We start from the raw sequence: 15,357 nt of genomic DNA on the forward strand, positions 1-15,357 counted from the left end.
CACACCTCACACCTCACACCTCACACCTCACACCTCACACCTCGATCACCCAATAGTCATCAAACTGGCATTGCCGCCCGCTGCGGCGGTGTTCACCGACAACGCCCGTTCAATCAACAGGCGCTCCAGCGCAAACTCCTCACCGCCTGCAGGCAAACCCTGCACGCCCACAATCGGGCCGTCGCGTTCGGCCAGCGCCTGGCTGAGCGCGCGCAATTCGTCCGAATCGCCGTGCTGCAGTACCGCGTCAAACGCCAGGGTTTTCAGATCTGCCGTCGCCTCCACCAGGGTAATGCGCTCGTTCACTGTTTTGGGCAGACGGCTGACCAGTTCTTTGATGCCGGCGCGCTGCACGATCACGGCCCGCGCACCGACGGCAAGGACGGTGGCCAGTTGCCGCAGTACATCTTCGGCACCAGCCACGCACAACACGGTCTCACGCGGCAGCAGCGCATAGGTGTTGCGCTCACCCGTGGGGCCCGCCAGTGTCAGCGTGCTACCGGTGACGGTCGCGACGGCCAGTTTCTCGCACAGTGCGGCCAGCGCCGGTTGATGTTCGCGTGCCCATTGCCACAGACTTTCAAAGGGCTGTAGCAGTGCGGTGCGTTGCGTGGCCGCGCTTTGGTCGGCTTGGTGGGTAATGGTTTTTTGCAGGGCATCTTGCGGGCAAACCGCCAGCAAACGGTGCAGATACAGCGGGCCACCCGCTTTGGGGCCGGTGCCAGACAGGCCCTCTCCCCCAAAGGGTTGCACACCAACCACTGCGCCAACTACGTTGCGGTTAACGTACAAGTTGCCCACCTGGGCACGGGCCACGATGTGGGCAATGGTTTCGTCGATGCGGGTGTGTACACCCATCGTCAGGCCGTAACCGGTGGCGTTGATCTGCTCCAGTAGCTGATCCAGCCCGGCGTTGTCTGCGGTGCGTTGCCAGCGCACCACGTGCAATACCGGGCCGAAGACCTCGCGTTCCAGTTCGGCAATGCTGTCCAGTTCAATCAATGTGGGCGCAATAAACGTGCCGTAACGGCCTGCTTCTGGTTCGCCGGCCTGATAAACCTTGCGGCCCTTGCCGTAGAGTGTGTCGATATGATTCTGAATGCTGGCCTGGGCTTCGGCATCAATCACCGGGCCTACGTCGGTCGCCAGCCGGTCTGGATTGCCGACCACCAGTTCCTGCATGCCACCTTTGAGCATGTTCAGCACCCGGTCGGCAATGTCTTCCTGCAAGCACAACACCCGCAGGGCAGAGCAGCGCTGGCCGGCGCTGTCAAAAGCGGAGGCCAGCACATCGGCTACCACTTGTTCGGTGAGGGCGGAGGAATCAACAATCATGGCGTTCTGGCCGCCGGTTTCCGCAATCAGCGGAATCGGCGCACCACTGGCGCTCAGCCGGCCGGAGAGGCTGCGCTGCAAAATGCGCGCTACCTGGGTCGATCCGGTAAACATCACGCCGCGGGTGCGGGCGTCGTTCACCAGCGCTGCGCCCACGGTTTCGCCCTGGCCGGGCAGCAACTGTACGGCCCCGGCCGGGATGCCTGCCTCATGCAAAATAGCCACCGCTTGTGCGGCAATCAGCGGCGTTTGCTCGGCGGGTTTGGCCAGCACCGTGTTGCCTGCCGCCAGGGCAGCACTGACCTGCCCGGTGAAAATGGCTAACGGGAAATTCCACGGGCTGATACATACCACCGGGCCCAGTGGGCGGTGCGTGTCGTTGCTGAAATGAGTGCGGACCTGGGCGGCGTAATAGCGCAAGAAGTCCACGGCTTCGCGAACTTCTGCAATCGCATTGGGCAAAGATTTGCCGGCTTCACGCACAATCAGTCCCATCAATTGCTGCATGCGGCCTTCCATCAAGTCGGCGGCGCGTTCGAGCAAGATGGCGCGCTGGTCTGGTGGGGTGGCTTGCCAGACCGGCGCTTCATGCACGGCAGCTTGCATGGCGGCATCCACATCGGCCAGCGTGGCTTCGATGACGTGGCCAACCACGTCATGATGCTCGGCCGGGTTCAGTAGCGCGGCACCTCCAGTGCTGGCCGGCGTTACACCTTCAATCAGCGGTGTGGCGCGCCAGGGTTCATCCGCACCGTGCAAGAGCGCGGCAGAGAGCGATGCCAGACGCTGCTCGTTGGACAAGTCCAGCCCGGCCGAATTGGTGCGCGTTGCGCCATACAACTGTGCCGGCAAGGCAATGCGCGGATGCGGCAGGCCCAGCGCGCCTTCATTGAGATGCATCTCTTCGACCACGCTGACCGGATCGGCAATCAATTCGTCCAGCGAGATCGTCTCATCGCCAATGCGGTTCACAAACGAGGTATTGGCGCCGTTTTCCAGCAGGCGGCGTACCAGGTAGGCCAACAGTGTTTCGTGCGTGCCCACCGGCGCATAGATGCGGCAAGGGCGATTGAGCTTGCCGTCCGCCAGTTTGCCCACGACCTGTTCGTATAACGGCTCGCCCATGCCATGCAGGCACTGGAATTCATACTGGCCGGGGTAATAATTCTGACCGGCAAGGTGATAAATCGTCGCCAGTGTGTGTGCGTTGTGGGTGGCAAACTGCGGGTAAACGGCCTCCGGCACGGCCAGCAATTTGCGTGCGCACGCCAGGTAAGACACATCCGTATACACCTTGCGGGTGTAGACCGGATAACCCTCCAGCCCATCGACCTGGGCGCGTTTGATTTCGCTATCCCAATACGCGCCTTTCACCAGCCGGATCATCAGGCGGTGGCGGCTGCGGCGGGCCAGATCAATCAGATAATCCAGCACATACGGGCAGCGCTTTTGATACGCCTGCACCACAAAGCCAATGCCGTTCCAGCCGGCCAGATCTGGCTCGAAACACAGTCTTTCGAGCAGGTCGAGCGAGATTTCCAGGCGGTCGGCTTCTTCTGCATCGATGTTAATGCCGATATCAAACTGGCGTGCCAGCACCGCCAAAGATTTCAGGCGCGGATAAAGCTCACTGTGCACGCGCTCGTACTGCGCACGGCTGTAACGCGGGTGCAAGGCAGAAAGCTTGATCGAGATGCCGGGGCCTTCGTAAATGCCACGCCCCTGGGCGGCGCGGCCAATGGCGCGGATGGCTTGCTCGTAAGAGGCCAGATAGCGCTGGGCATCGGCCTCGGTCATGGCGGCTTCGCCAAGCATGTCGTAGGAGTAGCGAAACCCCTCGGCTTCAAACTTGCGGGCGTTGGCGAGGGCTTCGGAGATCGTCTCGCCGGTCACAAACTGCTCGCCCATCAGGCGCATGGCCATGTCCACGCCCTTGCGCACCAGCGGCTCGCCGCCCTTGCCAATAATGCGGGTCAGCGCGCTGGATAAACCCGATTCGGTATGGGTGGTGACCAGCTTGCCGGTCAGCAACAAGCCCCAGGTAGCGGCATTCACAAACAAAGACGGGCTCTGGCCGACGTGGGAATACCAGTTGCCGCGCGCAATCTTGTCGCGAATCAGCGCGTCACGCGTGGCCTTGTCCGGAATGCGTAACAACGCCTCGGCCAGACACATCAATGCCACGCCTTCCTGCGAGTTCAGGCTGAACTCCTGGATCAACCCTTGTACCAACCCGTCCCGCCCGGTGCCTACTTGCTGCTCCCGCAGTGTCGCCGCCAGCTTGCGTGCCAGTTGCTGGGCGTACTCTGCCGTTGCTTGTGGCAAACGGGCTTGTTCCAGCAAGGCGGGCAGACATTCCGGTTCCGGCCGGCGATACGCCGCCGTGATCGCCGCACGTAACACCGACTGCGGTTGTACACTCTGGGCGAACTCAAGAAACGGTTGCACCGGCAGGTGTTGCTCTGGTGCAACCTCGGCAGCGGCAGATGTAGTTTCATCGGTAACCTGGCTGGTGACCAAAGGTTGACCGCGCTCGATCTGTTCCAGCGTATTGAAAATGGCCTGTTTGATCAGCCAGTGGGGCGTACGCTCCAGCTTGAGCGCAGCCTGTTTCAGCCGTTCACGCGTGGTTTCATCAAGTTTGACGCCAAGGGTTGTGGTGCTCATGCTGCGCTTCCTGAAAGGGCGGTTTGGCAAAAATACCAAAGGATTTTGCGCGCAGCATAAGATGGGTGCAACCAATGGACAATTGCGGTTGCACCTTATGGTGCAACCTTGGGGTGCGGGTGGAAGGAAATTGAGAAGTTGGAATGATAGAAGGAACTGCGCACACGATGGTTTTTGCAGTTGCAGTTGCAGTTGCAGTTGCAGTTGCAGTTGCAGTTGCAGTTGCAGTTGCAGTTGCAGTTGCAGTTGCAGTTGGGTTTTGGGGTTGTCGTTGTTTTTGACGTTCCTTCCCCATCAAAGCCAGGCGCCAAAGGAGGGCTGGAGACCTTAGGCTCCGGCCTGACTGAGGGAAGCCCGGAGGGCCGCCACCCCGCTGTTACTGTCATCTGGTACACCAACGTCTTTGTGTTGGCACCCACCAAGGGGCAGGCTGGGGTCGCCTTTCTTTGCTTATTTATCCTCGAAGGGGACTTTCTTTGGGGTCGCCGAGGTGGCCCCAAAGAAAGTGACGTGCTCCGGCCACCGCCGGTATCAATTGTTTTTCACACCTGCGCCGAAAGGCGCTAACAGAAGTGGTTCTCGCCAGAGAACGGGGCCGTCGCGGCCCCCACTGGATTCCGGCGTTCGCCGGAATGATGAGTCAGTAGAAAGAGAGATGTCTATGGTCCAGGCAAGCATTGCAGCTGGATTCCCGCCTGCGCGGGAATGACGAGTTGGCGGGACGCGTAACGGGCCATGCTTGCCGGTATTGCCACCCCGGATTCCCGCTAGCGCTCCATCCGGGCTACGAGGCTCCGAGGCAAATTTTCCGTTTCTGCGGGAACGATGAAGTCGTGGGAAGGCGGCGCGTGCATGGCCGGTGCCACTCACTCTGCCAGATGCCCTAAACCCATCCCTTGCGCAGTAAAAAATCCCCGGTCACCAGGCCGGCATCCCAGGTTAGTTGTGGCAGGCGGGCAACCAGTTCATCCACACCCAGTGCAATAAACCCGGCGACTTCACCATCGGTATTGCGCGGCGTAAAGTCAGCAGGCACTGCCAGGTCGTAGCAGTAGAGGATTTCATCGTGGGTGCCATCCACCTCGTTGCGGGTGGTGCGGATTTCCCCGGCGGCGACGGCCTGTTCCGCAAGGATGGCCGGGAGGCCAGCTTCTTCCCACAACTCGCGGATCGCGCAGGCGCGGGCGTCCTCGCCTGCTGACATGCCGCCGGCAGCCAGGTTATCCAGCCGGCCCGGATCAACCGCCTTGCTGGCGGCACGTTGCCCGATCCATAGCTGCTGGTCGTCACGCCAGCCGTTGATATGTACCGCCAGGCTCAACAGCCCAAACCGGCGGAAGGCGCCGCGCTCAAGCTGGAACAGGGGGCGGGAGAAATCCGGCGTGCCGTCGCTGCGTGGGGTGAGTACGGTGTAAAGCTCATTCCGCCAGCCCTTGATCAGGCCTGCCGCTCGCATGGCGATGGCGGCCCCGGTCAGGGCTTGCTCTGCCGCTGCACCTGTTTGTGCCTGCAACACCACCCGTTCGCCTTGCCGCACGAACAGCGGGCTGTGCGCGGTCAGAAAAGCCACGGTTGCGGGCTCCAGCCAGCCCAGATCAAAACCCAGGATGGTCAAGCGTGTCAGCCCGGCAGGGGCAAAACGGGGGTGCGTGGCAATGTATTGCTCGACTTCACGACGCAGTGGCATCAAACAGCTTCCGGTTCGAACAAGAGTTGCACGGCGTCGCCGGCAAAGCGGGTAATGCCGTATTCAATGGGCAGGCCGGCACCATCGATATAAACGCTTTCCACAAACAGAATGGGTTGGGTTTTCGGCTGGCCCAGTTGCTGGGCGCATTCGGCCTCAGGCAGGCGGGTACTGACCCGGCTCAGTTTGCGGCTGTATTCCGTGATGCCGATGTCTCCCAGCGCGGTTGCAACCGAACCATGGTGCTTGTAGGTCGCGTCAAAACCGCGAAAACGCGGCAGCGGAAAATACTGGGTACACACGCCAATGACCCGGCCATCCACCACATCCAGTGCGTCCACTTGCAGTGCGGGCGTGCCGTTGGCAACGCCCAGCATGGCGCAGACTTCATCCCGCGGCACCACCTCGCGGGAGCGCTGTACCTGGCTGGTGCCAGCCAGTTGCTGTTTTTCCAGGCTGTGCGAAAACCGGCTGCGCTTGCCCAGTTTGTAGTCGATGAACTCTTCTTGGACAAACGTACCCCGACCTTGCTCGATCCGCACCAGACCACGCGCTTCCAGCGCTTGTACGGCGCGGCGCACGGTGTGGCGATTGACGCCAAAACGGCTGGCCAGATCGGTTTCATTGGGCAGGCGTTCACGCAGTACCTTGCGGGAGATCTCCGCCGCCAGTGTCTCTTCAATTTGTCGCCACAACGCAATGCCCGAACCACGTTCTACGTTGATATTCATTGTTGTTATCCACTTGTGGAGCGCGGCACGCCGCCGCCCGATGCGCTATCTTAACGCACGATTATTTCGTCTAGATGATTACACTACCGACCGTTTGGTCATTCTGTCGGTACAACATGAAGTATTTGTGTCACAACAGCCCAAGTGACTGACTCATCAGGTGTTTTGCTGATGGGATAGTGTGTTCAGCGGTATACGTGTAACCCGCTTGGGCATGACTACACGCGCCAGGGTAAAATCGGCCCTTTCTGACTTTTGCCTGCATCACGGAGTACGTCATGACCGTCATCCGCCAGGACGACCTGATCGAAAGCGTCGCGGACGCTTTGCAGTACATCAGCTATTACCATCCCGCCGACTATATCAAGGCGCTCGGTGAAGCTTATGAGCGTGAAGAAAGCCCGGCGGCCAAAGACGCCATTGCCCAGATTCTGACCAATAGCCGCATGTGCGCCGAAGGGCATCGCCCCATTTGCCAGGATACCGGCATCGTTACCTGTTTTGTGCGCGTCGGCATGAATGTGCAGTGGGCCGGCGCGACGATGGGTGTCACGGACATGATCAATGAAGGCGTGCGCCGCGCGTATCTGCATCCGGATAACAAACTGCGCGCCTCCATCCTGATGGACCCGGCAGGCGCTCGCAAGAACACCAAAGACAATACCCCGGCGGTGATTCATTACGAGATCGTGCCCGGCGATACCATTGAGGTGGACATTGCCGCGAAGGGCGGAGGTTCCGAGAACAAGTCCAAATTTGTCATGCTCAACCCCTCCGATTCGATTGTCGACTGGGTGATCAAGACCGTGCCGCTGATGGGCGCGGGCTGGTGTCCGCCGGGCATGTTGGGGATCGGCATTGGTGGTACTGCGGAAAAAGCCATGCTGATGGCCAAGGAATCGCTCATGGAAGAAATCGATATCCATGAACTGATTGCCCGTGGCCCGCAAAACCGCGTGGAAGAACTGCGCCTGGAACTGTACGAAAAGGTCAACGCGCTGGGTATTGGTGCGCAGGGCCTGGGCGGCCTGGCGACCGTGCTGGACGTCAAGATCAAGGATTACCCAACCCACGCCGCCAGCCTGCCCGTGGCCATGATCCCCAACTGCGCAGCGACCCGGCACGTGCATTTTGTGCTGGATGGCTCCGGCGCCGCGCAACTGGAAGCGCCCAAGCTGGAAGACTGGCCAGATGTGACCTGGACCCCGTCCGCAGCCGCTGTGCGCGTGGATCTGAACAACGTCACGCCGGCCGAAGTCGCTACCTGGCAGCCAGGCCAGACCTTGTTGCTGAACGGTAAGCTCCTGACCGGCCGCGATGCCGCACACAAACGCATGATCGACATGCTGAACAAGGGCGAGCAGTTGCCGGTCGACTTCACCAACCGCTTCATTTATTACGTTGGCCCGGTTGATCCGGTCCGCGATGAAGTCGTTGGCCCGGCGGGCCCGACCACCGCTACCCGCATGGACAAGTTCACCCGCCAGATGCTGGAAACCACCGGTCTGCTGGGTATGGTCGGCAAGGCCGAGCGCGGCCCGACAGCGGTAGAAGCCATCAAGGACAACAAGGCAGTTTATCTGATGGCGGTGGGTGGTGCGGCATATCTGGTCTCCAAAGCCATCAAGCACAGCCGCGTGGTAGCGTTTGCAGACCTGGGGATGGAAGCCATCTATGAGTTTGACGTGGTGGATATGCCGGTCACGGTGGCGGTAGACAGTAACGGGACCTCAGTCCACGCCGTGGCCCCGAAAGAATGGCAGGCAAAGATCGGCAAGATTCCGGTCTCTGTGGGTTGATTGGCCCCGCAACAAAAAAGGCAGCGCAAGCTGCCTTTTTTGTTGCCACCGCAAGCTGGTTGATTACTGGCCCAGCTTGCTGGCCTCGCAGCCGGTGCTGCTGCACTCGCGCTGACGTTCTTTCAGGAAATCCACACGTTCTTGCGACATGCTGATGGCGCAATCCAGGTTTACAAAGTACATCTCGCCTTCTTCGCGGCTGCACTTGGCGTCCCGATTCTTGATCCAGGCCAGTTGGCCTTGCTTGAGCGTATTCTGCTGATCCGGCGTCAGTTGCTTGCGCAGTTCAGAGTAGGTCTGATTCAGCGATTTGTCGGTTTGCGAGAACAGATTGCCGGCACAGTAAACAGTATCAAACGCGTTGCGCGGCTTGCCGCAACCGGCGGCTTGCGCGCCAGCGGCAAAAGTGGCGAGCAGCGCACCACAGACCAGGGATTTATTCATCATATTGATCCTGAAGGCAAAACGCCGCGAGGGCGAGGGTGGAATCTGAAGTGCAAGCCGGGCAGGGCGCCCATCAAGGCTTGGCTTCATCGCGGCGATTATATGCTGTGGTCATGGCAAAAATCGATTCAGGCTTGATTAAACCTGACACATCTGTTGGTTTTGCCGCCAGGCGGGATAAGAACAACGACTTTACACGCTACCCAAGGCAATGCCGTACAGGGCGGCGGCCAGCTTGATCGGATCATGCCGCGCAGTACCATCGCTCAGGTTGGCAATGTGCGCAGAAATCGCCTCCACCCCCATGCGTTGTAGCACGTCAAAATCATTGATCACCGGCTGTGCGTCTTCTGCGGCGTAACGCCCGAGTACGTCTGAGGGCAGGTTGTCTTCGTTCAGAATGACCTTGCTGATCCGGTCAATGCCATGATCCAGAATCGCCTGCACGTGCTGCGCTGCCGTCATGCCATCCGTCTCGCCATGTTCCGTCATCAAATTGCAGATGTAGACCTTCTCGGCGCGGGTGTTGGCGTTAATGGCGGCGGCAATTTCCGGCAACAACAGATTGGGCAAGACGCTGGTAAACACGCTGCCTGGCCCAAGTACGATCACATCGGCGTTCTCGATGGCTTTGACGGCCTGTGGTTCGGCATGGACGTCCTGATCGAAAAACACACGCTGGATGCGCGAACCCTGAAACGCCAGTTGTGACTCACCCTTGACCACGCGGCCATCCTGCAATTGGGCGTGCAGCACCGTGGCGTGCGGGCAGGCCGGAAAAACCCGGCCCTTGATATTGAGCACCTTGCCAATGTTCTCTACCGCCTCGACAAAGTTGCCGTGGGTCAGGCTGAACATGGCCACGATCAGCAAATTGCCCAAGGAGTGGCCATCCAGATAATGACCCCCTTCATCACTTTGGAAACGGTACTGCAGCAGGTCCCGGAAAATGCCTTCTGCCTCGCTCAGTGCCACCAGCACGTTGCGGATGTCGCCGGGCGGCGGCACTTTGAGTTCGCGGTTCAAAATACCGGAAGAGCCGCCGTCATCCGCCACAGTCACGATGGCAGAGATATCGACCGGAAAATGTTTTAAGCCACGCAACAAGGAAGAAAGGCCGGTGCCGCCACCCAGTGCGACAACCTTCGGGTAGGTCAGATGAAAAGGCATGCTGTCTTGTCCACGTCTACTTCGATTGATATGGCAGTGTAGCGCTGCCTGGCATCAGGGGTCTGTCGGCGCCGTTACACGGTGCGCGGGCTACGGTAGTGGATACGCGCCGCCACACGGGTGCTGCCGGCATCCGACACGCCTTCCAGCAAGCCCAGCACACGGCTAAGGCTCTCGCGCGCGAGCGCCGTGCTGTCCTGCACGATGGCATCAATCGACAAAGGCAAACAATCGAGTAGTTGATGATCATCAAACGTCAGCAAGCGCGCTGGTGCCTGGGTCAGTTGATGCTGCTGGTTCAAAAACGCCAGAACGCCTTCCAGCAAGGTAATGGCCCCGACAAACAGCACCTCCGGATAACGGCCATGTGCGGCAAACCATTGTTGCATCATGAGATAGCCGGAATCACGCTGATAGTCGCGCTGGAAAACCAGCTCGTTGCGCAGGGGCAGATCATGCGCTGCCAGCGCCTGCGCATAACCCGCCAGCCGATCCCTGCTGGCCGATACATCTGGCTGACCACCAAAGTACACCACCTCCCGCGCGCCTGCGGCCAGCGCCTCGCCAATCAGGTCCGCCACAATGCCCGTGGCATCGGTAATCACGGACGGCACCGCCAGGCCTTCTACCGTGCGATCCACAAACACCAGTGGCAGCCGTTTAAGCCATTTTTGATAATGCTGCGGATCAGTTGCGCAGGGCACCACAATCACGCCATCCACCTGGCGCGCCACCAGATGCGCAATACACTCGGTTTCCAGCGTCGGGTCTTCATCGCTGGTCACCATCATCATCTGATAACCGCGTTCACGACACTGCGTCTCCACCGCTTGCGCCAGCGCGGAATGCGCCGAGTTGGTCAGGTCCGGAATCACCAATCCAATAGTGTGGCTACGCCGCGAGCGCAAGGCCCGGGCCGATTGGGACGGGCTGAAATGATGCTCTGCCGCCACCTGCAATACGCGCTCCACCGTCGCTTTGGATATCCGGTAACGCTCCGCATAACCATTGAGCACCATGCTGGCCGTGGTGCGGGATACTTTGGCAAGACGGGCAATGTCATCAATGGTCAGACGCTCGAACTGGCTCACGCTCTGGCTTCCCTGCTTGGCAGATCATCAACGGCCCCGCGCTGACGCAGGACACAAAGAGGCCCATTGTATCGGCCTCTCTGCTTGCGTGCGACCTGCAAAAACCGGCTTTGACAACAAGCACAAATCACATGCAAATAAAGGTTTATGCGTTTTGTTGGCAATCAGGCTTGGCAATTTTGGCGGGATAAAGTATAGTTCGGCCTCCTCTGCGGAGAGATGGATGAGTGGTTTAAGTCGCACGCCTGGAAAGCGTGTATAGGTTAATAGCCTATCGGGGGTTCGAATCCCCCTCTCTCCGCCAGCATTATCGAAAAAAGCCCTGATTATTCAGGGCTTTTTTCTTTTAACGCTTGCTCTACCCACGTATCTACCCACGTTTTATTTTGGTGGCCGCGTTTCAGAGCATGGCAAATCGGCGAATACTGACTGGATTACGGGCGCAGGCATTGGCTATGGATTGCTGGCCCGGACTTGCTCAGTCCAATTCAGAACAGTGAGGTGACTTTGATCAGATGTGTCTTTCCCAAGCTCTGTATCAATGCAGCCACGGACCACATACAGCGAGAACCACAAGATGGCAGCTACGGGTGATCCGGCACTTCCCGGGGCAGCTTGAATTGGTTTTGTGCCGGATATGCAGCTGGTTTCACCAGGAATATCTTAGTCCGATGTTTCCCCAAACCCCTTTACGGCTACCACCCTCAGACGAACTGACCGCGAACTGGTAGCCGAACTGATCGTAAAGCGTCATTCGGGTATTGAGCTGTGCCCTGACTCCGGCGGCGACGTCCATACGCGTTGTCCGTTCGATCAGCGGCACTTGGTCGAATGCGGAATGCGCAGTAGACGCCTGGGCCCCCAAGTCCCGCCACACGTTTGCGCGTACGTACGGCTGCCATACCTGTCCGTTGGCGCGCTCGATCGTCCACTGACCGCGTCCTCCCAACCGGCCGCTTACGCCGGAGGTCGAGCCCGGGTCGACCGGTCCCAGCCCGTCATTGGCTTCGTTCAGTCCGACATGCTGCCAGATCAACGGAGCCTGCGGCTCCAGCACGAAGGCAGCGCCGAGAGGCAACGGCACCGGATAGCCCACTTCCAGGGAAGTCACAATCCCTGTGCCAGAGACTGGCAGCCGGGCGAACTGCGTAGCAGCGGAGCCATCGTAGTAAGTACCCCGCGGCACGGCATCGACATAACATCCGGCGGGACCATAGTGGGTCCAATAGGCGCCGCCGGAATACCCGGTGAGATTCAGTGAGCCGGTCTGGCCGAGTACATAGCCAGTGGCCGCCGCGTTGGTGACCAGTCCGTCCACATCGGCATGACTGTTGCCATAGGCAAAATAGACACCCGCGGCGTCGTGATGGCCGGGCAGGAAGCTGCCGCGCCACAGATCGACGCCAGCCTGGAAACCGAGCATCGTGCCTTCGACACGTGCGTCAGCGAAGGTCTCGTCACGGTTGTCGATCTGCTGGCCGAACATGCGTGCCCAGCCAGCCAGGAGTGCCGACGCCTCCATCCGCCTCCATCAGCGCGTCACCTATGCGTTCGTGCATTGTCCCCAGCATGGTCGTTCCCATCTGCCGAGCGATCGGTTGCAGTACACTGTAGGTGGCAATTCCCGCACCGATGATCGGATACAGGCCAGGTAGAAGCTGGCCGGACGACGGTTCGGGCGGCAGGATTTCGTCTGGTGGGGTGCCTTGGTCCGTGGCTGAGGTCCAACAACGAAATCGGAGCGCAGAAACTAGTCTTCGGGCGAGTTGCCGGAAACACCACCTCAGAACAGGCGATAATCCAGGGCTCCCCCGCGTGCCTCTCCGCCAAGCATAAAAGCTTCCGTCGCCGTCGTGCCACCATTCTTCGTTTGAATGACCCAGATACCATCCGCCGTCGTCAGAATGCCCGAGCCGCCGGCATTGCGCACGGTCAGCGTGGTGGTACCGGTCGCGATGCCCCCGTTGATCACCACCTTGTCCGACGGCGAATTGTCGGCTGCAAGATAGGTGTCGATGGCGAGTGTGCCACCCCGGCCAATATAGTTCGTCGTTGTCAACAGGGCCTCCGCTGAGCCGCCGGTGCGCACCAGGCCCGAATTTGTAAGACTGGTGAGCGTCTGATCAAAACCCTGACGATCCAAGATGACGGCGGGCTGCACCGTGAAGGCGAAATCCCGGCTGAAAATGCCAGCAGCTCCTGTGGCGAAGGTGCCAGCCGCAAGGGTCGTGCTACCGGTGTAGGTCGTGGCGGCGTTCAGCAGCCCGAACGACCAGATCGACCTGATGACGGTACGCGGCGAGCTCATGGGTCGTTTTGCACCGAATCTGACCGACTGAAATCAGCTGTTTGCATTGATGTGCCCCAAGGACGATTCGCGCAGGCAGGTGATCCAGCGGTCTTGCCAGTACGATTGGCTGCGAATGTACGAGGCAGGGAAAAAAACACCTATGTAACCTACAGCCGTTTTTTGGATACACAAGATTTTTGGGTGCTCGGCCGTGGTTTCAGGGTTTGACTGGGGGCAATGCCGTGAGGCAGATATAAAAAAACACCAGCCTGAATACAGGTCTGGTGTTCAAAATGAAACGCACGGTCAGAGATTGCAACTGGCGTCGGTCGCCAGTTATACGAAGCATCCTACAAACCGGCAGGCTATGTGCCCCTCTTGGGGGGTAGGTGTGATGATGACTTGCCTTAGACCCGCATCCCATCTGGACTCACCCTGAAGCGGTGGTCTTGTACCTGGCGCCTACAGATCTGCCGATTTCGTGAATGGTTGCGTTGATAGCCTCCCGCACCAACTTTTCAAGCTCAGTTAACAGGACGGACATCTCAACCATGTTTGCCATGATTTCGCTTATTGTGGGCTCAAGTTCAATTCGGCCAATCCCGGCCTCTGAAGCGATGTGCTACTAAACCGTGGCGCGGTCGTCTGGGCCGTTATTTGAGGCACATATAAAAAAACACCAGCCTGAATACAGGTCTGGTGTTGAAGATGAAACCCACGGGCAGTCAAGTTGTTGCCAGCTGGTGGAGGCCACCAGCCAAACGAAGCATCCCACGGGCCAGCAATCTCAGTCCCCCTCCTGCGGGGCGGGCATGGTGACGTACCCTTGGCCCGCATCCCATCTGGAACCACCACTGCAACACCGGCCTTTCACTTGCTGGGCATCGCATACATCTCTTTTGCCAATGCCCCGAATACCCCGAAAAAGCATGGGCAAAACTCAAGGGGCTCGGGGAGGGCGGTATCTGGCCGGGCTTTTCCGGGAGACTCGTGAGGAGGTGGCGAACAGGGGGTTGTGCTGGAAGAAGCTAAGAAGACCCACTCGTCTTATGCTGAAAGTATTTTTTATTCAATGCCACCGAACGCAACCAATGCATTTGAACAGGATAGAGCCGAAAAGAATCTGGCTGTTGGCTTTAAAGACACGCTTGTCATCCACCAGACCCGCCCGCCAGTGCCACGCTGCCGCTAGATATCTGCGCATATGTTGTGGGAGGAGCCCGTCAACACCTTGTGTATTTGCATCCGTGGCATGATAAAGCATTACGCCTGCGGGATAAAATGCGCGCGCAACTCCGGCTTCAGCTGCCATCAACATGAAATGCACGCTTTTTGTGCCTTCCTCATCATGGCCGATGCCGCGTAGATAAGCTACCGCAGTGTTGTATGCGGCTTTGCCGATACCTTTCTGGGCAAGGCCTTCCATTAACGCAAGCCCTTCCAAAGAAGATTCCGTTTTTTGAAGCAACTGGCCAGCTTTATTGAAAGTCCGTTTATCTTCGTCTTGAATGAAGTTTTGGAAATATGCTTTTGTTGTCAGTGAGTTCGCCGGCACTGGAAATTCTTTGCCTTTTTGGGTGAAGTTACTAATGCTGTTGAACCAGCGTGTTCCGTTTTTGGTCATTTCCATCTTACTCGATCATATTTTTGGCGTGACTGTATGAATGTTTAGTTATTTGCGAACCACACGTACATTCATTCTGAAAAACCATCGAGCTTGGTCTGGTTCCTGAATAGGGCTCGCCATCGGCCAAGGTGGGTCAAACTGGCCGTTATAGTCAGCGCTCTTGAAAGTCGGTGCATTGGTTTGCTCATCATGCCTTGATCTTGATGAAGGGGGCCCGCTCCAGAAGAGGGGGCACTCAACGGATTTGGGGTGTTAGTGTGGGCATCCTCTTGAAGGTTGTAACATTAACACTCGTGTGATTTCTCACATCTAACGCATGAGCTTTTCACGAGGGCGCCCGGCCTCAAGGGGTTGATCTTTAAATCGCTTTGCTAAACCCGCTGATTCTAACCCTGCTTCAAGAGGGGGTAATCGGGAATGCATGCACATGCTTTTCATTGAATATGAGCGCCCCATTTGAACCTCATTCAGCCTGTCCATATATGGCTTGCTGCATGGTGGATGTTAGTCCAGACG

At 58.6% G+C, this 15,357-nt stretch carries 11 protein-coding genes and 1 tRNA gene; 3 read left to right on the forward strand and 9 right to left on the reverse strand.

All coding sequences use genetic code 11. The annotated features are described in order from the left end of the window. Positions 1-45: 45 nt before the first annotated feature. Positions 46-4,002, reverse strand: coding sequence for a trifunctional transcriptional regulator/proline dehydrogenase/L-glutamate gamma-semialdehyde dehydrogenase (gene putA, locus HNQ50_RS01380; protein WP_184096792.1), 3,957 nt, complete (start codon positions 4,000-4,002; stop codon positions 46-48). A gap of 174 nt (positions 4,003-4,176) precedes the next feature. Here putA and HNQ50_RS01385 point away from each other — a divergent pair, with 174 nt between their 5' ends. After that, entirely contained in the window at positions 4,177-4,569 is a 393-nt protein-coding gene (locus HNQ50_RS01385; RefSeq protein WP_184096794.1) for a hypothetical protein, read from the forward strand. A gap of 316 nt (positions 4,570-4,885) precedes the next feature. Here the strand turns inward: HNQ50_RS01385 and HNQ50_RS01390 are convergent, their stop codons facing one another. Beyond that, positions 4,886-5,689 carry an NUDIX hydrolase gene (locus HNQ50_RS01390; RefSeq protein ID WP_184096796.1) on the reverse strand — a complete coding sequence of 268 codons (804 nt, stop codon included), beginning with the start codon at positions 5,687-5,689 and terminating at the stop codon, positions 4,886-4,888. Further along, positions 5,689-6,420, reverse strand: coding sequence for a phosphonate metabolism transcriptional regulator PhnF (gene phnF, locus HNQ50_RS01395; protein ID WP_184096798.1), 732 nt, complete (start codon positions 6,418-6,420; stop codon positions 5,689-5,691). Before phnF ends, HNQ50_RS01390 begins: the two co-directional genes overlap by 1 nt. Positions 6,421-6,698: 278 nt before the next feature. Here phnF and HNQ50_RS01400 point away from each other — a divergent pair, with 278 nt between their 5' ends. After that, positions 6,699-8,219 carry a fumarate hydratase gene (locus tag HNQ50_RS01400; protein ID WP_184096800.1) on the forward strand — a complete coding sequence of 507 codons (1,521 nt, stop codon included), beginning with the start codon at positions 6,699-6,701 and terminating at the stop codon, positions 8,217-8,219. A gap of 63 nt (positions 8,220-8,282) precedes the next feature. Here the strand turns inward: HNQ50_RS01400 and HNQ50_RS01405 are convergent, their stop codons facing one another. From HNQ50_RS01405 to HNQ50_RS01415, 3 genes are all read right to left on the reverse strand, one after another. Beyond that, positions 8,283-8,666 (reverse strand): lysozyme inhibitor LprI family protein, encoded by a 384-nt coding sequence (locus HNQ50_RS01405; protein ID WP_184096802.1) that lies wholly within the window; start codon positions 8,664-8,666, stop codon positions 8,283-8,285. A gap of 189 nt (positions 8,667-8,855) precedes the next feature. Beyond that, a complete protein-coding gene (locus tag HNQ50_RS01410; RefSeq protein WP_221302940.1) occupies positions 8,856-9,833 on the reverse strand; it encodes a gluconeogenesis factor YvcK family protein in 978 nt (325 codons plus the stop codon). A 74-nt stretch (positions 9,834-9,907) separates the two neighbouring features. Then, complete coding sequence (locus HNQ50_RS01415) at positions 9,908-10,924, reverse strand: LacI family DNA-binding transcriptional regulator (RefSeq protein WP_184096804.1); 1,017 nt, start codon at positions 10,922-10,924, stop codon at positions 9,908-9,910. 213 nt (positions 10,925-11,137) lie between these two features. Between HNQ50_RS01415 and HNQ50_RS01420 the strand changes: the two genes are divergently transcribed. Continuing rightward, positions 11,138-11,228 (forward strand) — tRNA-Ser (locus tag HNQ50_RS01420). A 345-nt stretch (positions 11,229-11,573) separates the two neighbouring features. Here the strand turns inward: HNQ50_RS01420 and HNQ50_RS21850 are convergent. The 3 genes from HNQ50_RS21850 to HNQ50_RS01430 all read right to left on the reverse strand — a co-directional run bounded on the left by HNQ50_RS21850 (position 11,574) and on the right by HNQ50_RS01430 (position 14,844). Beyond that, positions 11,574-12,410 (reverse strand): autotransporter domain-containing protein, encoded by an 837-nt coding sequence (locus HNQ50_RS21850; protein WP_221302941.1) that lies wholly within the window; start codon positions 12,408-12,410, stop codon positions 11,574-11,576. 297 nt (positions 12,411-12,707) lie between these two features. Beyond that, on the reverse strand, positions 12,708-13,232 hold the full coding sequence (locus HNQ50_RS21855; RefSeq protein WP_221302942.1) for an autotransporter outer membrane beta-barrel domain-containing protein: 525 nt from the start codon (positions 13,230-13,232) through the stop codon (positions 12,708-12,710). A 1,051-nt stretch (positions 13,233-14,283) separates the two neighbouring features. Continuing rightward, positions 14,284-14,844 carry an SEL1-like repeat protein gene (locus tag HNQ50_RS01430; protein ID WP_184096806.1) on the reverse strand — a complete coding sequence of 187 codons (561 nt, stop codon included), beginning with the start codon at positions 14,842-14,844 and terminating at the stop codon, positions 14,284-14,286. Positions 14,845-15,357: the final 513 nt, after the last annotated feature.

The sequence above is a fragment of the Silvimonas terrae genome (genome assembly GCF_014202765.1).
Lineage (GTDB): Bacteria > Pseudomonadota > Gammaproteobacteria > Burkholderiales > Chitinibacteraceae > Silvimonas > Silvimonas terrae.

Excerpts from the sequence above, each read along its gene's own strand:
- HNQ50_RS01405 (WP_184096802.1), bottom strand. The coding sequence starts at position 8,666 with ATGATGAATAAATCCCTGGTCTGTGGTGCGCTGCTCGCCACTTTTGCC.
- HNQ50_RS21855 (WP_221302942.1), bottom strand. The coding sequence starts at position 13,232 with ATGAGCTCGCCGCGTACCGTCATCAGGTCGATCTGGTCGTTCGGGCTG.
- HNQ50_RS01430 (WP_184096806.1), bottom strand. The coding sequence starts at position 14,844 with ATGGAAATGACCAAAAACGGAACACGCTGGTTCAACAGCATTAGTAAC.
- HNQ50_RS01390 (WP_184096796.1), bottom strand. The coding sequence starts at position 5,689 with ATGCCACTGCGTCGTGAAGTCGAGCAATACATTGCCACGCACCCCCGT.
- HNQ50_RS21850 (WP_221302941.1), bottom strand. The coding sequence starts at position 12,410 with ATGTTCGGCCAGCAGATCGACAACCGTGACGAGACCTTCGCTGACGCA.
- putA (WP_184096792.1), bottom strand. The coding sequence starts at position 4,002 with ATGAGCACCACAACCCTTGGCGTCAAACTTGATGAAACCACGCGTGAA.
- phnF (WP_184096798.1), bottom strand. The coding sequence starts at position 6,420 with ATGAATATCAACGTAGAACGTGGTTCGGGCATTGCGTTGTGGCGACAA.
- HNQ50_RS01400 (WP_184096800.1), top strand. The coding sequence starts at position 6,699 with ATGACCGTCATCCGCCAGGACGACCTGATCGAAAGCGTCGCGGACGCT.
- HNQ50_RS01410 (WP_221302940.1), bottom strand. The coding sequence starts at position 9,833 with ATGCCTTTTCATCTGACCTACCCGAAGGTTGTCGCACTGGGTGGCGGC.